Below are 23912 nucleotides of genomic sequence, written 5' to 3'. Positions count from 1 at the left end.
GCGGTACGACGGGGGCCTTGCCGCAAGCCCCCCGGTGCGCTATAAGTTGAGAGTGGCGAGGAGCGCATACTCCTTGCCTTTGTTTTTGCATCTCTGTTTCGCGCCTCTGTTTTCGCGTCCTTGTTCTCGCGGCCCCGGCTGACTCGGTGCGCTGTCCACCCGGGCGCCGGAGACCGTCCGGCGCTGCCGCCGGGCACTGATCCCCCCCGCGTCGCCGCCTGACCACAAAGGTGCCGGATGCCCTGCGGTGGGTGATTCTGTAGGGGTGTGGGGTGAGCGAGGTGCCCGGCTCCCGGCGGCCTACGCCGCCTCCGGCCGTCGTGCGCTGCGGGTGACACTCGTGGCCGCGGCCGGCTTCTACGCCTTCCGCTACGGCTTCGACCGCCCCGTGGCGGCCACCTACGCGCTGTTCACCGTCGTCGCGCTCGGCGGACTGGCCAGGATCCCCGGCAACGGGCGGCAGCGCGCGGCGGTGCTGGCGCGCCTGCTGCCGGTGTGCTGGGTGCTGGTGGCCGCCGGTACCTATCTGTCGGTGCGTACCTGGAGCGCGGTCGTCGGCATGCTGGTGGTCGGCTTCGCGCTGGCCTTCGCCGCCGTCGGCGGACCCCGCCCGGCGGGCGCGGCGCCGGGCCTCCAACTCCTCTACATCCTCCCCTCCTTCCCGCCGTACGACCCCGGCTCGCTCGGCGATCGGCTGATCGGTACGACGACGGGGCTGGCCCTGTTCGTCGCGGCCGAGGCGCTGCTCTTCCGGGAGCCCGCCCCGCCGTCGTACCGGGAGCGGGTCGCCCGGGCGGCCGTGGTCGCCGAGCGGTGCGCGGCGAAGCTCGCGGCACACCGGGGCGCCCTGTCCGGCACCGACATCCTGGCGGCCCTGGAGACGAGCCAGTCGCTGCGGTCGCTCAGCGTGCCCGAGGCGGAGCGGCCGGCGGGCCCCGGGGTACGTGATCGCGCGCTGGCCCACACCGGCCTGGCCACCCGCACCCTGCTCGGCAGACTGGCCGAGCTGCCCGCCCTGCCGGAGCGGGGCACGGCACCCGAGGTGACCGCCGTACTGGGGGCGGTGGCGCGCACGGCCACGGCGACCACGAGCTGTCTGCGGACCGGGACGTCCCCCGCGGCACAGCAGAAGGAGCTGACCGCGGCACGCGCCGAGCTGTCCGCCGTGTCCGCGGGCCCACCTGCCACCCCGGCCGACGCCTGCCTCCCGCCCGCCGTCCTGCGCTGCCACGCCGCCGTGCTGGAGATCGCCGACGCGGCGCTGGCCATGGGCACGGCGGCCGATCTGGCGGTGCGGGGCCGGCACACCTCGGTGGAACTGCAGCCCGACCGGTTCTGGTACGCCACCGCCTGGGCCCCCGTCCTGTGGTGGCACCGGCTGCGCGGCCATGCCGGGCGCCGCTCGGTGTTCTTCCAGAACGCGGTGCGCATCGCCCTCGCCCTGACGGCGGCCCGGCTCGTGGCCGGGGTGGACACACTGCCGCACGGGTTCTGGGCGATGCTGGCGACCCTCACCCTGACCCGCACCACCATGGGCGAGACCTGGAGCACCATCCGCCTCGCGCTCGCCGGCACGCTGGCCGGGGCCCTGCTGAGCGCCGGGGTCCTGGTGTTCGCGGGCTCCGACACGACCGTGTACGCCGTCCTCCTGCCGCTGTGGATGCTGCTCGGCTTCACGGTGGGGCCGGTCAGGGGGGTGGGCTGGGCGCAGGGACTGTTCACCGTGCTCGTGGCGCTGGTCTTCGCGCAGCTCGCGCCGCCGACCTGGCGGCTGGCGGAGGTCCGCGTGCTGAACGTGCTCATCGGCAGTGCGATCGGCGCGGTCTTCGGCGTGCTGGCCTGGCCCCGGGGCGGCCACGAGGAGCTGCGCCGCACGGCCGCGGAACTGCTGCGCAGGGCCGCGGAGATCGTCGTCGCCACCAGCGCCTCGGTGGCGTGCGGCACGGTGTCGCCGCCGCTGTCCAGGGCGTCCCATCACCGGTGCCTGCAACGGGCCATCGTCCTCGCCGAGTCGGCGTACGCGCAGGTGCAGAGCGAGCCGACGCCGCCCTTCGGGGGCAGCGGGCGCCGCGTGCGGCCCCCCGTCGTGGACTGGCAGGCGACACTGATCGCCGGGCATCACACCCTGTGGGGCTCGGCACGGCTGCTGGAGCCGCCGCTCACCCCGCTGAGTCCGGCGGCGGCCCAGTCGGCCGGCATGCTGGGGGAGCGGGTGGCGGGCCGGATGCTGCTGGTCTCGGCGGCACTGGACCCGGGGGACGACACCCCCGTCGCGGCGACACCGCTGATCGATCCGGCCCTCCCCGGCCTCACCGCCGAGCCGCCCGGCGCCCCCCGCCGCTACTACGCGACCGTGGCCTGGCTGGACTCCCTCATGACCGACCTGACACGCATCACGTACACCGTCCCGTGGAACGTGTCGGCGAAGTCGACGGCGGACACCTCCTGAGCCGGGCTCCTGACGGGGCGCCCGGCTCAGGGGGAGCCGTGCGCCGGCTCGCTCGGCTCGTGCGGCACCGAGGCCGTCATGCCGTACGACCCGCGGGACCTCGCCGGCCGCGGACGGCCCGAGTCACTGGCCCACCCGTCCGTCGACGCACTCGCGCAGCAGATCGGCGTGCCCGCAGTGACGGGCGTACTCCTCGATCCTGTGCACCAGCAGCTCGCGCACCGCGATCCTGTCCTTCCCCAGCCGCTCGCCCAGATCCGGGTGCTCGGCCAGCGCGGCGTCGGTCGCCGCCTGCTCGCGCGCCAGATCGGCGTACGCGGCGTCGACCACGGCCTGTTCGGCGACGGCTCCGTGGAAGTCCCCGTCAGGCTCGCCGTACAGCTTCGGCAATGGATCACCGTCGCTGATCCAGCCCCGCCAGTCCCGCTCCACCTCCGCCAGGTGGCGCAGCAGGCCGAGCAGCGACATCGTCGACGGCGGGACCGACCGGCGGGCGAGCTGCTCCGGGTCGAGGCCCTCGCATTTCATGCGCAGGGTCGTGCGGTACCCCGTCAGGAAGTCCTCCAGCGTCGCGAGCTCCCCCTCCGGACCCGATCCTTCGCTGTGTCGGGGATCGTCCGCGGGGTCGACCCACATGTCGGGGTAGACGGTTGCCTGGCTCCAGCGTGCGGGTTGATCACTCATGCGTGCCATGGTCGTCCGACAGGGCCCGGGTCCGCCAGTGCCAGGTCGTGTTTCTCCCGGGCGGGCCCGTGCTTTTCCCGGGCGGCGCCGGAGCGGTACCCGTCGGACGCCCGCCGCCTCCCCGGAACCGGCCGGGGAGGCGGCGGGCCGTATGCGTCAGGTGGTGCCTTGTGACGTGACGCAGCCGATGGAGCCGGCGGGGACGTTGTTGCCGGTCGATGTGGCGGTGAAGCCGAAGGTGACACTGCCGTCGGCGGGTACGACCCGGTTGTGGTCCGCGTTGCGGACCGTGACCGTGCCGTCGGTACCGGTGGACAGCGTGCCGTTCCACAGGCTGCTGATCCTGGTGCCGGCCCCGGGCTGCCAGGCCACGGCCCACCCGTCGAGCGGCGCCGTGCCGTGGTTCATGACCTCGACGGAGGCCTGGAAGCCACCGCTCCAGGAGTTCACGACGGAGTACGTGGCCATGCAGGAACCGGTGTGCGGGTCCGTGGGTGTCGGCGTGGGCGTGGGCGTCGGCGTACCGCCGGAGGTGCGGATGCCGGTGACCTCGCCGTGGCCGCCGTCGAAGACGATGTCCGAGCAGGAGAAGAAGTTCTCCTGGCTGTCCGAGCGGACCCACTGGATGAACAGCAGGGCGTCACCGGACCGCCCGGAGGGCAGCTTCAGGTCCCAGTAGTAGTGGCCGCCGTCCGTGCCCGGCGACCCCTGCTGCGGCGGATTGGTGACCGTCTGGATCAGGTCCAGGTCCGCCCAGCGCAGCACGGACGTGGGCGACCAGCCCTGCTTGGTCACGTAGACCCGGAAGTCGCCCGGGTGCGCCGCCCAGTTGCTGTACTGCGCCTGGATCGTCGCCCCGCTGGTCAGATGGGTCCTCGGCCAGTCGGAGCGGGCCGCGTTGTAGGCGCGGAAGTCGTACGGCGACCGGTCACCCGCACTGCACAGGGTGCCGTCCGGGACGTAACCCGCGCCCCGGCCACCGGCGTTGGAGTCGAGGACGGCGAACCAGTTGTACAGCGCCGTCGCACCGCTCTTCGCCAGCGCGTCCCGGCACGCCGGGTTGGTCGGGTCCAGCCCGCCGGTCGTCGTGTGCGCGTCGAGGTAGCACAGGTAGGTGCGGGATCCGGGCAGCATCGCCACGCCGTGCGCCCGGGCGCTGGTCTGCCCCAGGAGGGTGAGGGCGAGTGCCGCCAGCAGCGTCGACAGAGCCGCTGCCACCGACATCAGTCTGTTGCGTCGAGCCACGTTCAGCTCCTTTCGATTCGGATCAGACGGGCGGTAAACCCCGGGCGGGCGTCGTACCGGAGTACGCCGGGACCGCCGGGGCGTCGGTGTACGTCACGCCGGTGCCGTGGCTGTGTCCGGCGGACGGGTCGTCGGCACCGGTCTCGAGGGCGGGGTGCGCGGTGAGCTGCCCGGTGAGCCCCAGCGCCAGGGCGGCGAACGTCGCGCCCAGCGAGGCCGCCCGGCGCCGTCGGTGCCCCGGTGGTCCCAGCCGGTGCGCGGGTGTCCGGGGGGTGGGGTGTGTCATGCGTCCTCCTCGTGGGGGGCTGCGGGTGGTACCGGGCTGGTGCGGTCGACGGGCGCGTACTCGGCTCCCGGCGCGGTGCGGGCGCGGGGTCACCGCGTCCGGGTGGGCCTTTCCCGGAGCGGTCGGGAGCGGAGCGGCGCGGGGTGGAGCCGGGACCCGCCCGATCGGCGGGTGCGGGACGAGCGGGTCCCGGAGCGGGTGGGTTACACGGGCGGTGCGCCGGGGGTGCGGGTCACGCGGTGGTGCAGGCGGCCCCGTTCAGACTGAATCCGGAGGGCTTGGCGAAGGTGCCGCCGTAGCTGCCCTGGAATCCGAAGGTCACCTGACCGCCGGGCGCGATCTGCGCGTTGTAGGCGAGACCGCTCGCCGTGACCGCACCCGAGGACGGCGTCACGGCGGCGCCCCAGGCGCTGGTGATCCGCTGCCCCGCGGGCAGGGTGAAGGCGAGTTGCCAGCCGCTGACGGGGGAGGAGCCGGTGTTGGTGACGGTGACCTCGGCGGTGAAGCCGCCCTGCCAGACGTTCGTCCCGTACGCCACCTTGCAGGCCGTCGGGCTCCCGGGGCCGCCCGGGCCACCGCTGCCGGTGTCGACCGTGGAGGAGAAGGAGGTCACGGCCAGGCCGGTGCCGTTCTGCCAGGGCTCGAAGCCCGCCTGCACGCTGGTCAGGTACCAGCTGTCCTGCGCGAGCCCGCGGGACACGGCCTGCCGGACGAAGTCCATGACGTCGAAGCTCCAGCTGGTGATCGCCGACGGCGCGACGAAGGACAGCACGTCGTTGCCGCCGTTGTTGCCGGACCACACCTGCCACTGACGCCCGGCGACGGTCGCGGTGCCGACCTGGGAGCCCACCGGCTGGATGGAGCCCACCTTGTTGAACCACACCATGATCTCGGTCTTGTTGACCCCGTCGGTGCGGGGCGTGGGGTCGAGCCAGATGTCGTACGCGGCGTCGTACACCGCGTTGCTCACATAGCCGTAGGAAATGCTGGTCGGTGCGCGGGAGATGCTGCTGAGCCGGGCCGGAAGGTTCGTTCCGGGCGAGCAGTTGGTGTAGTGACAGCCGTTGTAGACGGACGGGTAGGACTTCGGGGCGCCGTTCGTCGGTACCGAGCCGTCGGCCTGGGTGACGCGGAAGCCGGAGTCCGTGACGCCGATGCACTGGGTCTCGGTGGTGCCCCAGCGGTTGTTCTGGACGACGTAGCGGCCCTGGATCGTCGTCGAGCCGTACTGTTCGCAGATCGTGGTGTCGGCCTGGGCCGCCGGAGCCACGGTGAGCAGCGCCGCCAGGGCGGCGAGCGCGGTGAGCAGTGCGCCCAGCAGGCCGCGCGCTCCACGGACAGGGTGCTTGTACGGTCGCATGCGGGTCCTCTCCATGACGGTGAGGGGAGTTGGGGAGCGCTCCCGGGCGCAGCTGGATGGGAGCGCTCCCATTCCCTCCGTTGGGCAGGGACTGTAGGGAGAGTTCATGTCCCTGACAAGGCTCCGTGCGGGGTGGGTGTCGAAGAAGTCTCGAAACCGCACGTCGGGACGGCCCTGTCGGCACGCCCCCTTTTCCCTGGGAGCGCTCCCGAACACGCACCGCCCACCGCCCCCGACCCGGTGATGCCCGCCGCCGGGCTCTCAGCCCGGGGTGACCCGGTGGAGCGCCAGCGCGTCCAGGCGGTGCGTTCTCGCGTCGGAGGGCGCACACGCCAGGCGTCCGTACGCGGGGGGAGGGCCGGGCAGCGGGTCCTGGCCGCGCAGCGCGGCCTCGACGAACAGGCGCAGCCGTGCGGCACACCTGCGGTAGAAGCGCAGTTGGGTGCGGCGGCCGAAAAGGCGCCATCCGAGGGAGGTGACCCGGTCCAGGGTCGGGGCGCCCTGCGAATGGCACGTGACGACGAACGACACCTCGCCGGTGTCCTGCCGCTTCACCACCTCGTACCTGGCCTTGCCGCGTTCCAGGTGGCCCTCCAGGGTCTCGTAGGCCCATCCCCAGACGCGGCCGGTACCCTCACGGGTCTCGTCCACCACCTCGGTGACGCGCACACCGCAGTAGAAGTGGATGCCGTGGAAGCGTGCCTCCAGCAGCATGTCGCGGCCGAGCAGCGGCGAGGCGGGGTCGTACAGCGCTCGCACGATCTCCGGCGGCGAGAACTCGTAGTCGCGGACCAGGCGGCAGGCCTGTTCCCACGGCCCTCCCGGTTCCGGCGGGCCCGGTCGTTCCTTAGGCAGCGCGGTGCGGTGGACGTCGATGTTCCAGGCCGGCCGGCGTACCTCGTCGGCCGAGTAGTTCACGCGCGCGTCCGCGAGGTCCCGCCACACCTGTGTGGCGTCGAGCCGTCCGAAGACCCAGTCACCCGAGGAGCTCACTCGGAACCTTCGAGCGAGTCGCCGATCAGCCACAGCGTCGGGGGCCACAGGCCCACGAAGAGCGCGCGCCGCTCGGCGTTCCCCCGTTGCTCCTGGTCGACCGTTTTCGAGCGCACCCACAACGTCACGCACAGACCGACGGAGGCGAGGGAGACGAGGTGCAGATGAGCACCCCGCACCCCCGCGCGGTGCAGGAGCCGGACCACCATGGGGCGCCTCCCAGATCGCTTGCTTGCGCATTGTGCCGTTTTGAGTACCCCTTTCGATGGTTATACACGTTTTGATGCGATTAACAGGTTTTCGCCGGTCTAGGGGGCACGGATGACGCGTCCACACTGCCCGCGGATTCTCGCCGTGCTCGCGCGGTGGATGCTCGGCACGGGTCTGGTCACGTGGCGTTATCTGTGGGAGACGACACCCCTGCACCGGGGCGGCGAGTGCCGGGGTGACGAGACGGACCTTCCACCGCAGCTGCCGGCCGAAGCGGTCGACAGCCGGGTGCAACGGGCACAGGACGGCTGGGGCCCCCTGTTCCACCGCCTTTTCCGCGTGCGCATCGCCGACGCCGACGTCGGTCCCGACCGACTCGTCGAATGGGTCTGCTGCGACTTCAAGCGCTTCGTGCCGTCCGAGGTGGTCGACATCCACACCGGTGAGCTCGCCGACCACGGCCTGGACGTCGGGGACGAACTGCTGGTGGAGATGCCAGGACCGTGGAACGGACCCGTCAGGGTCGTTCACCGCGACGTCGACCGGCTGCACCTGGTGACCCTGCGCGGTCACATGGAGGCCGGTCAGGTGCAGTTCCGCGCGCGCGAGGACGACGGCCTGCTGGTGTTCGAGATCGAGCTCTGGGCATGCGCCAGCAGCCGCCTGGTGCACCACCTGTACTCGCACCTGCGTCTGGCGAAGGAGATCCAGCTCAACATGTGGGTCCGGTTCTGCCTGGCTGCCGCGGCCGCGGCGGGGGGCCGGCTGGTCGACGGTGTGCACATCTCCACCCGCTGGCTCGAACTGCCCGAAGAGGCCGCCGGGAAGAGGTCCACGGGCGGGGCCCCCAGCCGGGAGGCACTGTCGTCGGAAGCGTCCGGTGAGCCGGGCGTGAGCCGGGCCCACCGGCGAAGGGCCGGCGGATGAGGGCCGGCCCGCTCCAGGACCGGACCGTCGTGATCACCGGAGCCGCACGCGGGCTGGGAGCGGCACTGGCGCGCGAACTGGCCCGGCGCGGGGCGCGCCTCGCACTTCTCGGCCATGAGGGGCCGGAACTGGACGCCCTGGCGGCATCCCTGCCGACCGCGGCGCTGGCGGTCGAGGTCGACGTCACGGACCACTCCGCGCTGGACGATGCGGCGGGCAGGGTCCGCGGACACCTCGGTCGGCCGTCGGCGGTCGTGGCGAACGCGGGAATCGCCGAAGGAGGCCCTTTCGCGACGTCGGATCCTGCCTCTTGGCGCCGTGTCATCGACGTGAACCTGACCGGCAGTGCCCACACGGCTCGTGCGTTCCTGCCCGATCTGACGGCGACGGCGGGCTACTTCCTGCAGGTGGCGTCGCTCGCGTCACTCGGAGCCACCCCGATGATGACCGCCTACTGTGCCTCCAAGACAGGTGTGGAAGCCTTCGCCCACGCCCTGCAGGCGGAGGTGGCACACGAGGGGATCGCGGTGGGCGTCGCCTATCCCGCCTGGGCGGACACCGACATGATCCGGGAGGCCGAACACTTCACGGCCCTGCACGAACTGCGCGTGCGCATGCCCCCCGGGGTCCGGAACATCCGTCCGGCGGACGTGGTCGCCGTCCGGCTGGCGCGCGCCGTCGAGCGCCGCAGCACCGCTGTCTACGTCCCGGCCTGGCTGCGTCTCGTCCAGCCGCTGCGCTGGGCCCTGCCGCCCGTGGTCCTACGGCTGGCCCGCCGCGATCTGCCCCGCTGGGACGCCGGGCGGCCGCTGCGTGCCACGGGCACGCTGGGCGCCGGCGGACGGGCCGACCGCGCCGCGGCCGCACCGGACGACGGCCGACCGGACTGACCCAGCTACGGCGCCGGACGGACCGCGAGCGCCGCACCGGGCGGGGAGGGCCCCGCGTCGCCGAACAGGCCGGGAACCCCCACGCTGGAAGAGGGGGAGCAGACCGCTGACCAAGGTGCCAAGGAGAGTCGGCATGACGAAGAAGCGCGATGCGAGCAAGACACTGAAGAAGGGCGATCACGTCACTTGGCGCAGTCACGGAAGCGAGACCGAGGGCGAGGTGGAAAAGGAGATCACCGAGCGGACCGAGGCCGCGGGCCGCACGGTGGACGCCTCGCCGGACGACCCGCAGTACCAGGTACGCAGCGAGAAGTCCGGCAGGACCGCGGTGCACAAGCCGTCCGCGCTGAAGAAGAAGTGAGCCCGGCGTGGACGACGACGAGCGTGAAGAGGTCCGCGGGGCGTTCCGTGAGCTGGTGAACATGTCACCGGCCGGACTGGAGAAGTGGCTCGCCACCGACGAGTCACGCGGCGCGGGGCAGCACAAGGACGGAGGCGAGTCCACCGGCCACGCCTCCGGCCGCCGGATCGTGGAGATCCTGCGCACGAAGAAGGGTGACCTCTCCGACGACGACTACCGGCACATGCGCACGGTCGTCGGCTACATCCGCCGGCATGTGGCCCAGCGACCATCCGGCGACGTACGGGCGACCAGATGGCGGCACTCCCTGATGAACTGGGGCCACGATCCGCTGGCGTGACGGCGACGTCGGCCGACGAGCCGGCGGACCGGCACGGTCGGCAACGTGCACGCCAGGACCCACGACGATCCGACGCTCGTACCAGGTGCACCTCCAGCGACCGAAGGAGTCCGCAGATGAACGCCCCTCCGCAACCCCGCGCACTCCGACGCCACCCCGCCGGACAGGGTGTGGACGCGAAGTTGCTCGGCATCTATCTCAACGACCACCTGGCCGTCGCGGTCGTCGGCGCCGAACGCGCCGCCAGTCTGGTGCGCACCGCCCGGGCGTCCGCGCTCGGCCGCGCGCTCGGCCCCGTGGCGGCACAGATCGCCCAGGACCGGACAACGCTGGTGGCCATCATGCGGGATCTCGGTGTTCCCGTTCGCCGCTACAAGGTGTGCGCGGGCTGGGCCGGCGAGAAGATGGGCCGGCTGAAGCCCAACGGCCGCCTGGTACGCCCCTCCCCCTTGGGCGCCGTGCTGGATCTGGAAGCGCTGCGGCTGGCTGTCGAGGGCAACGTCGCCCTGTGGCAGAGCCTGAGCCGGCTCAGCGCGACCGACGAGCGCCTGGACAGCGCACGGCTCGCGACACTGGTGGAGCGTGCCCGGCGGCAGCAGGACACCATCGAGGAGTGGCGCGTCCGCCAGGTCGAGCAGGCGCTGGGCGCGACGGCCGGCTGATCCGCTGCCGCCGGCAGGTGCGCTTCCCGGTGTGCCGCCTAGGCCGATTCGCGCACCACCAGCTCCGTACGGAGGATCACGTGCCGCCAGGCCACGGACGACTCCTCCATCTCCTCCAGCAGCAGCCGCACCATGGCCCGCCCGATCTCCTCCAGCGGCTGCCGTACCGTGGTCAGCCGCGGCTCGGTCCGCTCGGCCAGCGGGAAGTCGTCGAAACCGATGACGGCGACGTCCTGGGGCACCCGGCGTCCCGCCGCGCGCAGCGCCTGCAGGGCGCCGGCGGCCGTGGTGTCCGAAGCGGCGAGCACGCCGTCGATCTCCGGGTGGCGCTCGATCAGCCGGGCCATGGCCAGTCGGCCGCTCTCCGCGGTGAAATCACCCTCCGCGACCCACGACGCCGGGGCGTCCAGCCCGGCCTGGGCCAGGGCCTCGCGGTAGCCGCGCAGCCGGCACTGGGTGACGTACATGTCGAGCGGACCGGTGATCGTGGCGATCGTCCGCCGGCCCTTGTCCAGCAGATGGGTGACCGCGCCGCGGGCGCCGCCGACGTTGTCCGCGTCGACGTAGCTGACGTGCTCGTCGGCCGAGCGGCGGCCCAGCAGGACGGTGGGCAGCCGGGCCTCGGCGAGCATGTCGGGCAGCGGGTCGTCGGCGTGCACGGACATCACCAGCACCCCGTCGACCCGGCCGCCGCGGGCGTACTCCAGGAACCGCTCCCGCTCGGTGTCCGACCGGACCAGGGTCAGCAGCAGTTGCATCCCGGTGTCGGTCAGGGCGTCGCCGAGCGAACGGACGATCTCGGAGAAGAAGGGCTCCGCGAACTTCCGCCAGTCCGGCTCCGTCATGACGAGCGCGACGGCGTCGGCCCGCCGCCCGGCGAGTGAACGGGCCGCGAGATTGGGCACGTAGCCCAGTTCCGCGATGGCCTGCTGCACGGCCCGGCGTGTCGACTCCTTCACGCCGGCCGCGTTGTTGACGACGCGGGAGACCGTGCCCCGGCCCACTCCGGCGTGAGCGGCCACCTCCTCCAGCGTCGGCGAGCCAGGGCGCCGCTTGCCCATGACCACCTCCCCCAAGAGATCACCGATATTACGGGCCCGGCGACGGCGGGCCCACGGAAAGTTTCGAACGGAGTGCCGGGCAGGCGTCGTAACCGGTCACCCCGCCGCCCCGCCCGCTCTCCCACCCCGCGCCCCGCCGCATGACATATGCCATATTTCGGGTAATCCCGAAGAAAGGTGTGTCATGAAGGTCGCAGTCATCGGCGGTACCGGGCTGATCGGGTCGCAGGTCGTCAAGAATCTGAACGCGGCGGGACACCAGGCGGTACCGCACTCGCACTCCACCGGAGTCGACGTCGTCAGCGGCCAGGGGCTGGACGCGGCCGTGGGGGGAGCCGACGTGGTGGTCAACACGACGAACTCCCCGACCTTCGACGCGGACTCCATGGCGTTCTTCCAGTCCTCGATGGACAACCTCCTGGCCTCGGCCCGCAAGGGCGGCGTCGGCCACATCGTCGTCCTCTCGATCGTCGGCGTGGACCGGGTGCCGGAGCTGGACTACTACCGGGCCAAGGTGCTCCAGGAGAACATCCTCGCGGCCGGTCCCGTCCCGTACTCGATCGTCCGGGCCACGCAGTTCATGGAGTTCATGGACGACGTCCTGTCCTGGACCACCGACGGCGACACCGTCCGGCTGCCCGCCACGCCGATCCAGCCGATCGCCGCCAAGGACGTGGCCGACGCGGTGGCGGAGGTCGCCGTGGGTGCCCCGCTGAACGGCATCCGCAACATCGCGGGCCCCGAGACCTTCACCCTGGACGAGCTGGGCCGCATGACCCTGTCCCGCAAGGGCGACAACCGCAGCGTCGTCACCGATCCGACCGCCGGCATGTTCGCCGTCGTCAAGGGGGACGTGCTCACCGACCCGCACGCCAGGCTCGCCCCCACCCGCTACGAGGACTGGCTCTCCTGACCCGCCCCCGGCGCCGGACCCTGACGTCAGATGCCCAGCACGTCCAGGAGGGCCGAGGGGTCCGGTTCCCGGGCGCCCTCCAGCCGCTGCTCCGCCCAGATGACCTTGCCCCGCGGCGCGTAGCGCGTGCCCCACATGTCCGCGAACTGGGAGACCAGGAACAGACCGCGGCCCCCTTCGTCGGTGGTGGCCGCGCGCCGCAGCCGGGGTGAGGTGTTGCTGCCGTCCGCCACCTCGCACACCAGGGTGCGGCCCAGCAGCAGCCTCACCCGTACGGGCGGAGCGCCGTAGCGGATCGCGTTGGTGAGGAGTTCGCTGAGGATCAGCTCCGTGCCGAACGCCGCCTCCTCCAGGCCCCAGTCGGCGAGCCGCCGGCTCACCTCGCCGCGCACCCGGGGCACGGCCTCCACATCGAACGGGACGTCCCAGGTCGCGACGCACGCGGGGTCGAGCAGCCGGGTCCGGGCGACCAGCAGCGCCACGTCGTCGCTGGGATGCCCGGGCAGCATCGTCTCCACGAGGGCACGGCAGGTCTCCTCCGGCGTCCGGTCCGCGTCCGCGACGGCCGAGACCAGCATCGCCAGTCCCTCGTCGATGTCCCGTCCGCGGTTCTCGATCAACCCGTCGGTGAACAGGACGAGACGGCTGCCCTCGGGCAGCTCCAGCTCCCCGGCCTCGAAGGGGTGACCGCCCACGCCCAGAGGCGGCGACAGCGGAAGGTCGGGGAAGGACACCCTGCCCTGCGGATCCACCACCGCGGGTGCGAGGTGCCCGGCGCGGGAGAGGGTGCAGTGCCCGCCGACCGGGTCGTAGATGGCGTAGAGGCAGGTGGCGCCGGTGAGCGGTACCTGGTCGTCGTCGGCGGCGGTCGCGGTCTGGGTGTCCAGCCGGGTCACCATCTCGTCGAGATGCCCGAGCAGTTCGTCCGGGGCCAGGTCCAGCGAGGAGAAGTTCAGCACGGCCGTGCGCAGCCGTCCCATGGTGACCGCGGCCTGCAGCCCGTGTCCCACGATGTCCCCGACCACCAGCGCGACCCGGAAACCCGGCAGCGGGATGACGTCGAACCAGTCGCCTCCCACGCCGGACTCCGCCGGCAGATAACGTGAGGCGACCTCCAGTGCGCCCTGGTCCGGCAGGCCCAGCGGCAGCAGATTGCGCTGCAGCGTCACGGCCAGCGCGTGCTCACGGGAGTAGCGGCGGGCGTTGTCGATGGCGACGGCGGCGCGGGCCACCAGTTCCTCGGCCACGGCGACGTCCTCCTCCTCGAACCGGGAGGTGCCCGCACCACGCCAGAAGTTCACCATGCCGAGGACCACCCCGCGCGCCCGGAGCGGCACCGTGATCAGCGAGTGGATGCCGTAGTCCAGCGCCCGCCGCGCTCCCTCGGGGTCCTGCGCCCGCCAGTCCTCGGCGGTGTGCAGGTCCGAGACCAGGACGGCCTTGCCCCGCCGCAGCGCCGCCGCCATCGGCGTGTCCGCCTCCAGGAACCGGATCACCTCGCCAACCGCCTGCAAGGGGTGCTCGCCCTGCGAGGCGCGCAGCGCGGTACGGCGCATCTCGCGAACCGCCCTCGTGGGCTCCTCGCCGCGCAGCACGGAGTCGAGGAGTTCCACGGTGACGAAGTCGGCCATGCGGGGGACCGCCACCTCGGACAGCTCCTCCGCCGTACGCCGTACGTCGAGTGTGGTGCCGATCCGCACGCCCGCCTCGTACAGGAACGAGAGCCGGCTCCGTGCCACCTCGGCCTGCCCGGAGAGCGCCCTCAGCTCGGTGGTGTCACGGAAGGTGGCGACCAGCCCCTGAGCACCGCCGTACGGGGCCGTGGGCCGGGTGTTCACCGCCAGCAGCCGGTCCCCGGCCGGGACGACCTCGTCGGACGCCGTCTCGGCGGACAGCAGCAGCCGCGCCAGGCCCGGCCGCAGCCCCAGCTCCCGCACGTACCGCTGGTCGGCGTCCCCGGGCAGGTCCAGCAGCCGGCGCGCCTCGTCGTTGGCGAGCAGGACGCGTCCGTCGCCGCCGACGATCAGCACACCCTCGCGCACCGCGTGCAACACGGCGTCGTGATGTTCGTACATCCGGGTCATCTCGGCCGGGCCGAGACCGTGGGTCTGCCGCAGCAGCCGGCGGCTGACCAGCGCCGCGCCGCCGGTCGCCAGCAGCAGCGCACCCCCCGCCATGCCGAGCAGCATCGGCACCTGCTGGTTCAGCACCTGGCCCACGTTGCCGTACTTGATCCCGGCGGCGACCATGCCGATCACGCGCCTGCCGGGGTCCGTCACCGGTACGACCGCCCGCACGGCGTCGCCGGGCCGTCCGTGGAAGGTCTCGGTGAACATCTCGCCCATGGCGGCCCGGCCGACGCCCTCGGCCTTCGTGCCGATCAGGGTGGGGTCGGTGTCGACGATCCGGATCCCGCGCCGGTCGAGGACGCTGACGAAGTCGACGCCGGAACCCTTCTGGACCTGCTCCGCCGCCGGCTGCAAGCGGGCGGTCGGATCCGGGGACCGCAGGGCGAGCGCCGTTCCGGGCGCGTGCGCGAACGTCTCCGCCACGGCCAGGGAACGGTCCTCGGCGGTGCGCTGGGCGTCGTACCGGCCCTGCACCACCAGGGCGGCGGCCCCCGCCACGACCAGGATCAGCATGATCAGCGCCTGGAGCAGGAAGACCTGCGCGGCGAGCGTGCGGACGCTCAGGGACGGCGAAAGACGGCGTCTGCGTGGCGGCCAGAGCCTGCGGCCACGGGACGGATCGGAAGACCCCCGTGAGCCGGGCGGCGGCGCCGCGCCCGCCCATGGCCAGCGGGAACGTCCGCTCATCTCCCTTTTCTAGCACTGCGCCTCGGTGATCGGCGACCGGTGTGTCCGCCGTTGGGTGCGGGCGGGGCGTGCCATGTCCGGTCGGCGGGCACGTGGGCGTGTGCGTCGGGTGAGGTTGGTTCTGCGACTGGGGGATCGGCTGCCGGTGGGTGCGGGTGCGGGTGCGGGTGCGGGTGCGGGGCGGCGGGCACGTGGGCCTGTGGGTCGGGTGTGGGTGGTCCTGCGACTGAGGGATCGGCTGCCGCTGGTGCGGGGAGGGCAGGGCACGGGCGGCGCGGGGTTGTGGGGCCGGGACGGTTCCGTGGCCTGCCTGGCCTCGTCGGGCAGGCTCGCGGACACGCTGGACCCGGGCATCGGGCGCGCCGCCCGTCGGCCGGGGACCGTCAGCCGGCCCGCGTCACGAGACGCCGGGTGACGGCCAGGGCCGCTGCCATGATGCTCAGCTGGGGGTTCACCTCCGGACAACTCGGCAGGACGGAACCATCGGCGATCACCACACCGTGAACACCGCGCAACCGCCCCTCCGGGTCGGCCGGCGACCACTCGGGGTCGGCGCCGGCCGCCACCGTACCGGTGGGGTGGAACGCTGAGACGTGCAGGTGACGCGCGCTCACCGTGTCGAGCAGGGCCTCCAGCTGGGCAGGGGTGCGGGCGCGCGGGGCCCTGGGGACGCCCGTCAGCACCTCCTCGGCGCCGGCGGCGAACAGCAGACGCCCCATGGCCCGCTGGGCCCGCAGCAGCCGACCCGCGTCACGCGCCGCGAGGTCGTAGCGCGGCAGCGGGCGGCCGCGGCCGAGGACACGGCCCGAGGGACGGTCGGCGATCATCGCGCCGAGGGTCGCCAGCCGTTCCGTCTGTTCGAGTTCCTGCCGCAGTTCACGGCCTGTCCCCGGCGGCACGAAGGAACTCATGCCCGGGGGCGCCGCGGTCGCCTCGATGAGGATGCCGTCGGCCCGCAGGTGTTCCACGCCGACGCTCTGCAGGACGCCCTGCCAGGCGGTGACCGGTTGGCCGAAGCGGCCCGCGACGCTGATGGCGGGGTGCACGCTGAGGTTGCGGCCGAGCCGCGGGTGCCCGCCCAGGCCCGAGCGGCGCAGCAGCGGCGGGGTGTGGAGGGCCCCGGCGGCGACCACGACCAAGGGGCTGAGGATCTCCAGTTCGCTGCCGTCCGGACGGCGGGCCAGCACCCCGGCGGCCCGTGGACCGGCCGGTCCGTCGCGGTCGGTGAGGATCCGCCGTACCCGGGCGCCCGTCACGATGCGCGCGCCGGCCGCGCACGCCTCGGGAAGCACGGACAGCTGGACGCTCTGCTTGGCGCCGGTGGGACAGCCGACGACACACTGGCAGGAGCCCCGGCAGCCCGGGGCGTTGCGCCGCAGGGGCGCGGCGGTCCAGCCGAGTTCCCGGGCGCCGGCCAGGGCGAGCCGCCCGTTGGCGCCCAGGACGTCCAGTGGCTGCGGTGCCACCCGCAGGGCGCGTTCCACCTCGTCCAGATGTGCGGCGAAGCCCTCGGCGGCGGCGAACCCGTGGTGGCCCAGCCAGCGGGCGACGACGTGTTCCGGTGTCCGGTAGCACGTGCCCGAGTTGACGACGGTGGTGCCGCCGACCGCACGGCCCACGGGCAGGACCACCGGTGGGTTCCCCACGGCGACGGTCGCGCCGCCGTCCCGGTAGAGGCTCATGAAGCGGTCGAGCGGCGCCCGCCGGCCGAACGACGCGGTGGAATGATGCTCGCCCTCTTCCACGACGACCACGCGCATCCCGGCGGCGGCGAGCGTCCGCGCGGCCATCGCGCCGCCCGCGCCCGACCCGACGACGACCGCGTCGGCGGTGGACCGCGCGGGCCAGTCCGGGGAGGGAGTGCAGTCGAGCGGGGGGTCCTCGGGAGCGGACATCGAAGACGTGGGGCCCGGGGGCGTAGGGCCCGGATGTGCGGCGCGGCCCGAGGGCGTGGGGCCCGGGGGCTTGGCGCCCGAAGACGTGGGGCCCGGGGGCGTGCCGCCCCTAGGCGTGCGGGCCGAAGGCGTGGGGCCCGAGGGCGTGGCGCCCGAAGACGTGCGGCCCGGGTGTATGGCGCCCAAAGGCGTGCGGCCCGAAGGCCTGGCGCCCGAAGACGTGCCGTCGAGCGGTGGATGCCCAGGCGCGGACCCCGCAGGGGTGGGGCCATGGTGCAGCATGCGTTCGGTGCCGGCGGCCAGCAGGAGCGGTACCTTGACCGCGTCCAGCAGCGGCAGCAGCGCCGGGTGCGCGGCGAGCGACGTCATGACGTGCTCTCGTTCCTCCGCGCCGAGCGCGGACAGCCGCCTGCCGGTACGGGCGACGGCGTACGCGTCGATCGCCACGGCGGCGCCGCGCACCGCCGCGCGGACCGGGGCCGGCATGACGTCGAGCAGGGCCGCGACGCGCCGGGGTACGGCCTTGGTCCACGCGGCAGTGCCGTCGTCGGCGAGAACCGCGGCCACGAGCCCGGTCAGAGCCGGGGGAGTCGTGCTCATCGGCCCCCGACCTCCGCGTGCGCGGTGCCCGACAGCCGCCACTCCGCCTCCGGGCGCCATCGGCCCCACCAGCGCTCCACGCGCACCTCCGCGTCGGCCCGCTCACTGTTGCGGCAGACGGCGGTGGAGCCGTCCGGGTCGGTGTAGTCGAGGGCGAGCGTGCCCTCGGGCGGCTGGGTCACCGTCACCCGGATGCGCCGCAGGCCCGCGCGGCCCTCGACCCGCCAGCGCGGCAGGCCGATGTCCGCGCGGAACCGGCCGATGCCCGCCCAGCCCACGGCGGTCCGCTCCGCCCGCCGGGGCCAGGTGCGGCCGTTGCGGTACAGGCGCAGGAACACCAGGGGCGGCAGCCGGTCGAGCCCGCGCCGCATCGACACGGCGGCGACGACCTCCAGGACGTCACCGCCCCCGAGGTCCGCGTGGAGCCAGGCCCAGCGGCGGGCGTTTCCGTGGCCGAAGATGCGGGCGCTCGCGCCGGGCGCGTCCGTGAGCCGCAGTTCGCGGGTGCCGTGGCGGACGGTTCCGCTGTAGCGGGCACGGGTGGCGGGCAGCAGGTGCGTGGCCGGCAGCCAGGAGCGCCGCCAGGACCAGCGGGGAAACGTGTGCAGCGGCGGGCCCTGGAACTCCTCGGTGAGCGCCCAGGTGAACGGTCCGGCCGAACCGGTCATCCGGCCGGGCGCGACACCGACGTCCCCGGCGACGAAGCCGTCGGCCCGACCGGTCGGGGTGCCGGTCCGGTCGGTGGAGCCGTCGGTGTCGGTGCGGCCTCCGGGGCTGACCTCCCGGCCCGCCCAGGGAACGGGTCCGAACCGGGCGTGTTCCACCGGGCCCTCCTTGGGGAACACGGCGATCCAGCCGTGCGCGTAGGCGGGCGCGCCGTCGCGTGGGGCGACGAGTTCGTGGTGCAGCCAGACTCCGCTGCCGGTCGCCGGATCGGTCAGAGTCGTGTACCAGACCTCCGTCCGACCCGGCGTGCCGTTCCAACGCGGCGTCAGGTACCGGTCGGCGGCGGGCTCGGCCGCCCGCGGGAAGCGGAACCCGGCGAGGAAGGGCAGCAGGCCGGTGGCGAGCGGGAAGCGCAGGGTGCCCTCGCCGACGCGTGCGCCGTCCTCGTAGAGCGTGTACGGCAGGACGGTCATCGAGGACAGGGGACGCCTGGGCGACACCGACTTCCAGCCGTCCAGCAGCAGCCGTCGGCCCTCCAGGTCGAAGCCGAGCCGGTAGCGGATCCTGCGGCGTGCCACCGGAGAGATCTCCAACTCGCCCTCGGCCGCGGCGTCGTCGGCCCGCCCCGCTATCCGGATCCGTCCCGTCAGCCGCGCCCGGGTCGTGCGGTGGGGCAGCATCAGGCTGTCTGCACGGGCCAGCAGGTCCAGCCGGACCGGGCGGTCGGCCGCGTCGTCGGCAAGACGGACCCGGCCCAGCATCGTCTCCCGGAACATCGTTCCGCGCGGGCTCACGAGGCCTCCCCGCGGCGCTCGCCGGGGCGCGCGAGCCCTTCGAGCATGATGCGCTCGGTCGCCGACAGGTAGTGCCCGGCGGCGGTGCGTGCCGCGTCCGGGTCGCCGGCCGCCACGGCGTCCACGACCGGTGCCAGGCGGTCGTGCGCGGCCCGGGCGTCCTCGAACGGTCCGGCGAGCGCGGCGCGCACCGGCAGGTACGCGTTGAACAGGGTGTTGGTCAGCAGCACGTAGACGCGGTTGCCCGTGGCCCGGGCCAGGGCCCGGTGCACCTCGGCGTCCGCGAGCTGCGCCGGGTCGCCGCCGTCCGCGTCGGCGACGGCCGCCAGCAGCCGGTGCAGTTCGGTGACGTCGGCAGCTGTGGCGCGGGTCGCGGCACGTTCCGCGATCAACGCACCGATACTGCGGCGGACCTCGAAGATCTCACCGATCCAGTCGGGGCTGTGGCGCACGAGCATGGGCAGCAGATCGGCTCCGCCCAGGCGCAGGAAGTCCCGCACGCGTGTCCCCACCCCATGGCGGGTCTCCAGCAGACCGGATTGCACCAGTCGGCCGAAGGCGTGCTTGAGGGTGGTGCGGGTGACCCCGAACCCGTCGGCGAGTTCACGCTCGGGCGGCAGATAGCTCCCGGCCGGGTGGCGCCCGGCGAGGATGTCCTCGCGCAGCCTCCTCTCCAGTACGTCGACGATCGTCTCGCGTGGCAGTGCTTCCACCCGGGCCTCCAGCGACACAGTGGTTCTGCGATGAGTTGTTCATTGGTTCAGTGGCTGAGCCACTGAACCAATGTGCGCCTCTGGAGTCAATGCCCGTGACGGAACATGCCGTTGAGTGGAGCAATCCCGGCGCGCCGTGGCCCCGCGCACCAGGCTGGACGTCTTGTCGAGTTCCTGTGACAGGAGTCCGTGTGCGAAGACCACGTATGCCGAAACCTGGACATACAGGTCGGGATCCGGAGGGTGGAGCCGGTGCGCGGACGCAGTTGTCGGCCCCTCCGGCATGGATGCGGTGGCTACCCGTCCTGTACGTCGCGGCCCTTCTGCTGCTGGAACCCGCGACACCCGTGGAGTGGCCGGTCAGCTTCGTGCTGATCGCCCTGCCGCTCGTGGCCGCCTTCGCCCACGGCCCGGTCGTCGTCGGCGGCGCCACCGTGTTCGCCGCCGTCCTGGAAGGGGTCCTGGCCGGTACCCCGTGCTGCGCGGGCCGCGAGGTCGGCTATCTGTGGGACCGCCACTACGTGGCCTCCTACGTCTGCACCGGCCTGGTCGGCGTCCTCGGCATGATCCTGGCCGCCCACCGCGTCCACCGCGAGCGCACACTGGCCGACGTACGCTTCGTGGCCGACATCGCCCAGCGGGTCCTGCTCCGACCGGTTCCGCACCGGATCGGCAGCCTCCACCTGGAGAGTCTCTACCGGTCCGCCGCCGCGGAGGCACGCATCGGCGGCGACCTGTACGAGGCCGTCCCCACCCGGTACGGGGTCCGGCTCCTCATCGGCGACGTCCGGGGCAAGGGGCTGCTCGCGGTGGAGACCGCGGCGGCCCTGCTCGGCGCGTTCCGCGAGGCGGCGCACGACGAACCCGCGCTGCCCGCCCTGGCCGACCGGGTGGAGACGAGCATGAACCGCAGGGCCGTGCTGCTCGGCGGCAGCGAGGTGGGCGAGCGGTTCGTCACCGCCGTCTTCGCCGAGATCCCCCTCGGCGAGCCGCTGGTCCGCGTCGTCAACTGCGGCCACCCGCCCCCGGTCCGCATCCGCTCCGGCGAGGTGCGCGAACTCGACAGGGGGCGGTCGGCGCCGCCGCTGAACCTCGGGGTGCTGCTGGGGGAGCCGTACCACGTCGACGTCTACTCCTTCCGCCCCGGTGACCAGCTCCTGCTGTACACGGACGGCATCACGGAGACGCGCGACCCGGCCGGCTCCTTCTACCCCCTGCTGGAACGCCTCCGTTCCTGGTCCTCCCTGCCGCCCCGGGAGCTTCTCGAACGGCTCAACCAGGACCTGCTGGCCTACAGCGGCGACCGTCCGCAGGACGACATCGCGGCGCTCGCCGTCCGCCTCCCGGCCGACGAACCGCTGCTGCCGCTTCCCGCACCGCCGGGATGAGCGCGGCGCGCGGCGCCCCGGGCGGCAACCGGGTCAGAAGGCCGTGTGCGCGAACCAGCGATCGAGGACCGTGACGTCTCCCGAGACGTCGAAGACCGGCTCCTGGTACGACCGCCGCCTGAAGAGCAGCAGCAGAAGATCCGCCGCCTCCCCGCGCACCGCCGCCGTCTCCGGCTCGGACGCGGCACCGTCCGGCGGCAGCAGCCGGAAGCCGTCCGCGTCCAGCCGTACCCGCCACTCCTCGCCGGCCGCGCCACCGGGACCCGCGGACCGGAACGCGACGATCTCGCCGTCGCCGCGCAGCTTCGTCACACCGGGGGCGAAGAGCCCCGCGTAGGGCAGGTTGACGAGGAACTCGTCCGCACAGTCCGCCGCCAGTACGGGGTCGAGGACCGGCTCCCGGCCGACGGCGAGTTCGGCGTCCACCCGGTGGACCAGCGTCTCGCAGAGCATCCGGCGGGCCCAGAACCGCGCGTGCTGGTCTTCCCCCCACGCCCACATCGCCGCGTCGGGATCCGTGTCCCGCAGTACGGCCGCCACCGCGGGCACCCCGGCCGCCACCCAGTCGGCGTACTCCCGCGGATCGTCCGGGAGCCCCAGTTCCACGTCACGGCCGCGCGGAGGCTCCTGCACGCGCCGGCTCAACAGCATGCCGAACCAGCGCTGCAACGTCCCCACGTGCCGGACGAGATCGGCCAGCGTCCAGTCGGGGCAGGAGGGCACGGCGCTCGCCGGGTCGGCGCCCCGCACCACCTCCGCGAACCGCCGGGTCTCCCGCTCGATCGCCTCACGGTAGGTGTCGTACGGCAGGGGATGCCCCGCACCGCTCGTCGTTGCCATCTGCTGCCGCCGTTCTGCCCTGGCACGGATGCCGGCCTTCTCGTCGCGATCAGTGTGGACGCTGGAGCCCACTCGAAGGCAACTCGACGCGGCGGGGAGGCGCAGCCCGCCGGACCTGGGCCGGAGTCAGGGAATGCGGGCCACCGCCGCGTAGATCCCGCTCCCCTCCGGCACCGTGTCCGTACCCGACACGCCCCACTCCGTGGCGGTCACCAGGCCGGGCGGCACGAGATCCAGGCCGTCGAAGAAGCGCTCCACCTCCGGACGCGACCGGAAACCGAGCTGGATGCCGCCCTTGGCGTACTCGGCGGTGACCTGCGCGGCGAGTTCCGGATAGAGGTCGGACGCGGCGTGCGTCAGCACCAGGTGACTGCCCGGAGGCAGCGTGGCGACCAGGTTGCGGACTATCCCGTGGGCGTCCTGCTCGTCGGTGACGAAGTGCATCAGCGCGATCAGCGACAGCGCGATCGGCCGGTCGAAGTCCAGGATCCGGCGGGCGTGCCGGACGATGGAGTCCGGCTCCCGCACATCGGCCTGGATGTAGTCGGTGACACCTTCCTCGCTGCTGATCAGCAGCGCCTCGGCGTGGCGCAGGACGATCGGGTCGTTGTCGGTGTAGACGACCTTCGCCGTCGGCACGATCCCCTGGACGATCTGGTGGAGATTGGGCTGGGTGGGGATGCCCGTGCCGATGTCCAGGAACTGGTCGATCCCCTGCCCGGCGAGCCAGGCGGCGGCTCGGTGCATGAACTGGCGGTTCTGCCGCGCCGCGTCTCGCGCCTCGGCGGGCAGCCGCTCTCCCACGGCCTCGTCGACCGGGTAGTTGTCCTTGCCGCCCAACAGCCAGTCGTAGACCCGCGCGGGATGCGCCCTGCTGGTGTCGATCTCCAGGGGCGGCGGTGAGTCGGTCGTCATAGCAGCTCCGTTGCGCGGGTGAGCGGTTCAGGCCATGTGTTCGATCATCCTACTCGCGCACGGAGGGCGCCTCGCGCCGCACGGGGTACGGAAGTTGAAGCGGAAGCGCGACACGGTCACCCGTGTCGCTCGCCCGGCCGTGAAGCAGCGGGGCAGCCCCCCGGCGCGTACACCCCTTCCCCAACTCACCGGCGGCCCCCGGCTCGTGTGCGCAAAGGTGGGACTCGGAAGGTCGTGGCGCGATAGCCTCGGGGGGTGACGGTGCGGTACTACCTGTACATCAGCGACTCCAAGGTCGACATGCTGCTCTCCCAGATCGACCCCGCTTTCGGCCGCAGGAGCACCACCGAAGCCGGCCTGAGCGTCAAGCTGTTCAACGTCAGGCGCAGCGTCGAAGCACCCGCGCCGGACCGGACGGCCAAGCTGGAGCGGGTCCTGCGCCACCTGGAGGAGACCGGGCAGATCGGATCGGTGGACGACCCGGCGCCGTACTTCCGCGGCAGCCTGCCCATGCAGTGGGGGCCCCTGCAGGGCGACAACGGCGGTGCGCTGGTGTACTTCGGCGGCCGGACCGAACGGACGATCCTCGGCCTCGGCGGTGCCAGCGGCCATGTGCTGGGCGCGAGCGCGCCGCAGTCCCAGGAGTTCGCACCGTCCTCGGTGCCGACGCTCCTGGCCGGCCTGGCCTCGGCGTTCGCAGCCGACAGCGTCGAACTGCCCGCCGAGGAGTCGTCCCTGGCCTGGGTGCACACCGCCGGGCGACTGCTGCGTGGCCCCCGGCAGCCCGTGGAGTTCGTCGCCCGGCGCCTGCTGGCCGGCCCGAGCCCCTACCCCGAACTCGACGCCCGCCCCGGCATGCGGGTGCTGCTGGGCAGCCCCCTGTACGTGGCCATGGCCGACTGAT

Annotated in this window: 22 protein-coding genes; 9 read left to right on the top strand and 13 right to left on the bottom strand. The window is 73.1% G+C overall.

Going from position 1 to position 23912, the window contains the following annotated elements; genetic code table 11:
- The first annotated feature begins 247 nt into the window (after positions 1 to 247).
- Positions 248 to 2449 carry an FUSC family protein gene (locus OO52_RS25570; RefSeq protein ID WP_234337812.1) on the top strand — a complete coding sequence of 734 codons (2202 nt, stop codon included), beginning with the start codon at positions 248 to 250 and terminating at the stop codon, positions 2447 to 2449.
- Positions 2450 to 2572: 123 nt separating this feature from the next.
- Here OO52_RS25570 and OO52_RS25565 read toward each other — a convergent pair whose 3' ends face one another.
- From OO52_RS25565 to OO52_RS25540, 6 genes are all read right to left on the bottom strand, one after another.
- Complete coding sequence (locus OO52_RS25565; RefSeq protein WP_196943248.1) at positions 2573 to 3142, bottom strand: DinB family protein; 570 nt, start codon at positions 3140 to 3142, stop codon at positions 2573 to 2575.
- Positions 3143 to 3289: 147 nt separating this feature from the next.
- On the bottom strand, positions 3290 to 4378 hold the full coding sequence (locus OO52_RS25560) for a lytic polysaccharide monooxygenase auxiliary activity family 9 protein (protein ID WP_030646210.1): 1089 nt from the start codon (positions 4376 to 4378) through the stop codon (positions 3290 to 3292).
- Positions 4379 to 4400: 22 nt separating this feature from the next.
- Positions 4401 to 4664: a hypothetical protein gene (locus tag OO52_RS25555; protein WP_030646207.1), complete on the bottom strand. Its 264-nt coding sequence runs from the start codon at positions 4662 to 4664 to the stop codon at positions 4401 to 4403.
- A 232-nt stretch (positions 4665 to 4896) separates the two neighbouring features.
- Positions 4897 to 6024 carry a GH12 family glycosyl hydrolase domain-containing protein gene (locus tag OO52_RS25550; protein ID WP_030646206.1) on the bottom strand — a complete coding sequence of 376 codons (1128 nt, stop codon included), beginning with the start codon at positions 6022 to 6024 and terminating at the stop codon, positions 4897 to 4899.
- 261 nt (positions 6025 to 6285) lie between these two features.
- Complete coding sequence (locus OO52_RS25545) at positions 6286 to 7017, bottom strand: DUF1990 family protein (RefSeq protein ID WP_030646205.1); 732 nt, start codon at positions 7015 to 7017, stop codon at positions 6286 to 6288.
- Complete coding sequence (locus OO52_RS25540) at positions 7014 to 7226, bottom strand: hypothetical protein (RefSeq protein WP_030646204.1); 213 nt, start codon at positions 7224 to 7226, stop codon at positions 7014 to 7016. Before OO52_RS25540 ends, OO52_RS25545 begins: the two co-directional genes overlap by 4 nt.
- Before the next feature lie 112 nt (positions 7227 to 7338).
- On the opposite strand from OO52_RS25540, the gene OO52_RS25535 reads away from it, so the two are divergent.
- From OO52_RS25535 to OO52_RS25515, 5 genes are all read left to right on the top strand, one after another.
- Positions 7339 to 8154, top strand: a complete 816-nt coding sequence (locus tag OO52_RS25535; RefSeq protein WP_234337811.1) for a DUF1990 domain-containing protein — start codon at positions 7339 to 7341, stop codon at positions 8152 to 8154.
- Positions 8151 to 9044, top strand: coding sequence for an SDR family oxidoreductase (locus tag OO52_RS25530; RefSeq protein WP_030646200.1), 894 nt, complete (start codon positions 8151 to 8153; stop codon positions 9042 to 9044). The genes OO52_RS25535 and OO52_RS25530 overlap by 4 nt, the downstream gene beginning before the upstream one ends.
- Before the next feature lie 133 nt (positions 9045 to 9177).
- Complete coding sequence (locus OO52_RS25525) at positions 9178 to 9405, top strand: DUF2945 domain-containing protein (protein ID WP_030646198.1); 228 nt, start codon at positions 9178 to 9180, stop codon at positions 9403 to 9405.
- Positions 9406 to 9412: 7 nt separating this feature from the next.
- The gene (locus OO52_RS25520) at positions 9413 to 9745 is read left to right on the top strand and encodes a DUF3140 domain-containing protein (RefSeq protein ID WP_030646196.1); all 333 of its coding nucleotides are present in this window, start codon (positions 9413 to 9415) and stop codon (positions 9743 to 9745) included.
- A 116-nt stretch (positions 9746 to 9861) separates the two neighbouring features.
- Positions 9862 to 10407: a hypothetical protein gene (locus OO52_RS25515; RefSeq protein WP_030646194.1), complete on the top strand. Its 546-nt coding sequence runs from the start codon at positions 9862 to 9864 to the stop codon at positions 10405 to 10407.
- Between the two features lie 38 nt (positions 10408 to 10445).
- Here OO52_RS25515 and OO52_RS25510 read toward each other — a convergent pair whose 3' ends face one another.
- Positions 10446 to 11468 (bottom strand): LacI family DNA-binding transcriptional regulator, encoded by a 1023-nt coding sequence (locus OO52_RS25510; RefSeq protein ID WP_030646192.1) that lies wholly within the window; start codon positions 11466 to 11468, stop codon positions 10446 to 10448.
- Between the two features lie 184 nt (positions 11469 to 11652).
- On the opposite strand from OO52_RS25510, the gene OO52_RS25505 reads away from it, so the two are divergent.
- Positions 11653 to 12381 (top strand): SDR family oxidoreductase, encoded by a 729-nt coding sequence (locus OO52_RS25505; protein WP_030646188.1) that lies wholly within the window; start codon positions 11653 to 11655, stop codon positions 12379 to 12381.
- A gap of 26 nt (positions 12382 to 12407) precedes the next feature.
- Here the strand turns inward: OO52_RS25505 and OO52_RS25500 are convergent, their stop codons facing one another.
- The 4 genes from OO52_RS25500 to OO52_RS25485 all read right to left on the bottom strand — a co-directional run bounded on the left by OO52_RS25500 (position 12408) and on the right by OO52_RS25485 (position 19865).
- On the bottom strand, positions 12408 to 15197 hold the full coding sequence (locus OO52_RS25500; RefSeq protein WP_420711417.1) for a SpoIIE family protein phosphatase: 2790 nt from the start codon (positions 15195 to 15197) through the stop codon (positions 12408 to 12410).
- A gap of 383 nt (positions 15198 to 15580) precedes the next feature.
- Complete coding sequence (locus OO52_RS25495; RefSeq protein WP_037629276.1) at positions 15581 to 17692, bottom strand: GMC family oxidoreductase; 2112 nt, start codon at positions 17690 to 17692, stop codon at positions 15581 to 15583.
- Positions 17689 to 19152, bottom strand: coding sequence for a hypothetical protein (locus OO52_RS25490; RefSeq protein WP_234339695.1), 1464 nt, complete (start codon positions 19150 to 19152; stop codon positions 17689 to 17691). Before OO52_RS25490 ends, OO52_RS25495 begins: the two co-directional genes overlap by 4 nt.
- Entirely contained in the window at positions 19149 to 19865 is a 717-nt protein-coding gene (locus tag OO52_RS25485; RefSeq protein ID WP_030646180.1) for a FadR/GntR family transcriptional regulator, read from the bottom strand. Before OO52_RS25485 ends, OO52_RS25490 begins: the two co-directional genes overlap by 4 nt.
- A gap of 287 nt (positions 19866 to 20152) precedes the next feature.
- On the opposite strand from OO52_RS25485, the gene OO52_RS25480 reads away from it, so the two are divergent.
- Entirely contained in the window at positions 20153 to 21253 is a 1101-nt protein-coding gene (locus OO52_RS25480; RefSeq protein ID WP_030646178.1) for a PP2C family protein-serine/threonine phosphatase, read from the top strand.
- A 33-nt stretch (positions 21254 to 21286) separates the two neighbouring features.
- Here OO52_RS25480 and OO52_RS25475 read toward each other — a convergent pair whose 3' ends face one another.
- Complete coding sequence (locus OO52_RS25475; RefSeq protein WP_030646176.1) at positions 21287 to 22093, bottom strand: maleylpyruvate isomerase family mycothiol-dependent enzyme; 807 nt, start codon at positions 22091 to 22093, stop codon at positions 21287 to 21289.
- Between the two features lie 126 nt (positions 22094 to 22219).
- Positions 22220 to 23008, bottom strand: coding sequence for an SAM-dependent methyltransferase (locus OO52_RS25470; protein WP_030646174.1), 789 nt, complete (start codon positions 23006 to 23008; stop codon positions 22220 to 22222).
- Positions 23009 to 23263: 255 nt separating this feature from the next.
- Between OO52_RS25470 and OO52_RS25465 the strand changes: the two genes are divergently transcribed.
- Entirely contained in the window at positions 23264 to 23911 is a 648-nt protein-coding gene (locus OO52_RS25465) for a DUF7019 family protein (RefSeq protein WP_030646172.1), read from the top strand.
- Position 23912: the final 1 nt, after the last annotated feature.

Source organism: Streptomyces flaveolus, from assembly GCF_000716535.1.
GTDB classification, from domain to species: Bacteria; Actinomycetota; Actinomycetes; order Streptomycetales; family Streptomycetaceae; genus Streptomyces; species Streptomyces flaveolus_A.
Note: the sequence above shows the minus strand (reverse complement) of the source record. Positions and strands in the feature narration are given on the sequence as shown.

Coding starts and splice junctions, on each gene's coding strand:
- OO52_RS25565 (WP_196943248.1), bottom strand. CDS start 3,142: ATGGCACGCATGAGTGATCAACCCGCACGCTGGAGCCAGGCAACCGTC.
- OO52_RS25555 (WP_030646207.1), bottom strand. CDS start 4,664: ATGACACACCCCACCCCCCGGACACCCGCGCACCGGCTGGGACCACCG.
- OO52_RS25550 (WP_030646206.1), bottom strand. CDS start 6,024: ATGCGACCGTACAAGCACCCTGTCCGTGGAGCGCGCGGCCTGCTGGGC.
- OO52_RS25540 (WP_030646204.1), bottom strand. CDS start 7,226: ATGGTGGTCCGGCTCCTGCACCGCGCGGGGGTGCGGGGTGCTCATCTG.
- OO52_RS25535 (WP_234337811.1), top strand. CDS start 7,339: ATGACGCGTCCACACTGCCCGCGGATTCTCGCCGTGCTCGCGCGGTGG.
- OO52_RS25530 (WP_030646200.1), top strand. CDS start 8,151: ATGAGGGCCGGCCCGCTCCAGGACCGGACCGTCGTGATCACCGGAGCC.
- OO52_RS25525 (WP_030646198.1), top strand. CDS start 9,178: ATGACGAAGAAGCGCGATGCGAGCAAGACACTGAAGAAGGGCGATCAC.
- OO52_RS25515 (WP_030646194.1), top strand. CDS start 9,862: ATGAACGCCCCTCCGCAACCCCGCGCACTCCGACGCCACCCCGCCGGA.
- OO52_RS25510 (WP_030646192.1), bottom strand. CDS start 11,468: ATGGGCAAGCGGCGCCCTGGCTCGCCGACGCTGGAGGAGGTGGCCGCT.
- OO52_RS25505 (WP_030646188.1), top strand. CDS start 11,653: ATGAAGGTCGCAGTCATCGGCGGTACCGGGCTGATCGGGTCGCAGGTC.
- OO52_RS25500 (WP_420711417.1), bottom strand. CDS start 15,197: ATGAGCGGACGTTCCCGCTGGCCATGGGCGGGCGCGGCGCCGCCGCCC.
- OO52_RS25495 (WP_037629276.1), bottom strand. CDS start 17,692: ATGAGCACGACTCCCCCGGCTCTGACCGGGCTCGTGGCCGCGGTTCTC.
- OO52_RS25480 (WP_030646178.1), top strand. CDS start 20,153: ATGCGGTGGCTACCCGTCCTGTACGTCGCGGCCCTTCTGCTGCTGGAA.
- OO52_RS25475 (WP_030646176.1), bottom strand. CDS start 22,093: ATGGCAACGACGAGCGGTGCGGGGCATCCCCTGCCGTACGACACCTAC.
- OO52_RS25470 (WP_030646174.1), bottom strand. CDS start 23,008: ATGACGACCGACTCACCGCCGCCCCTGGAGATCGACACCAGCAGGGCG.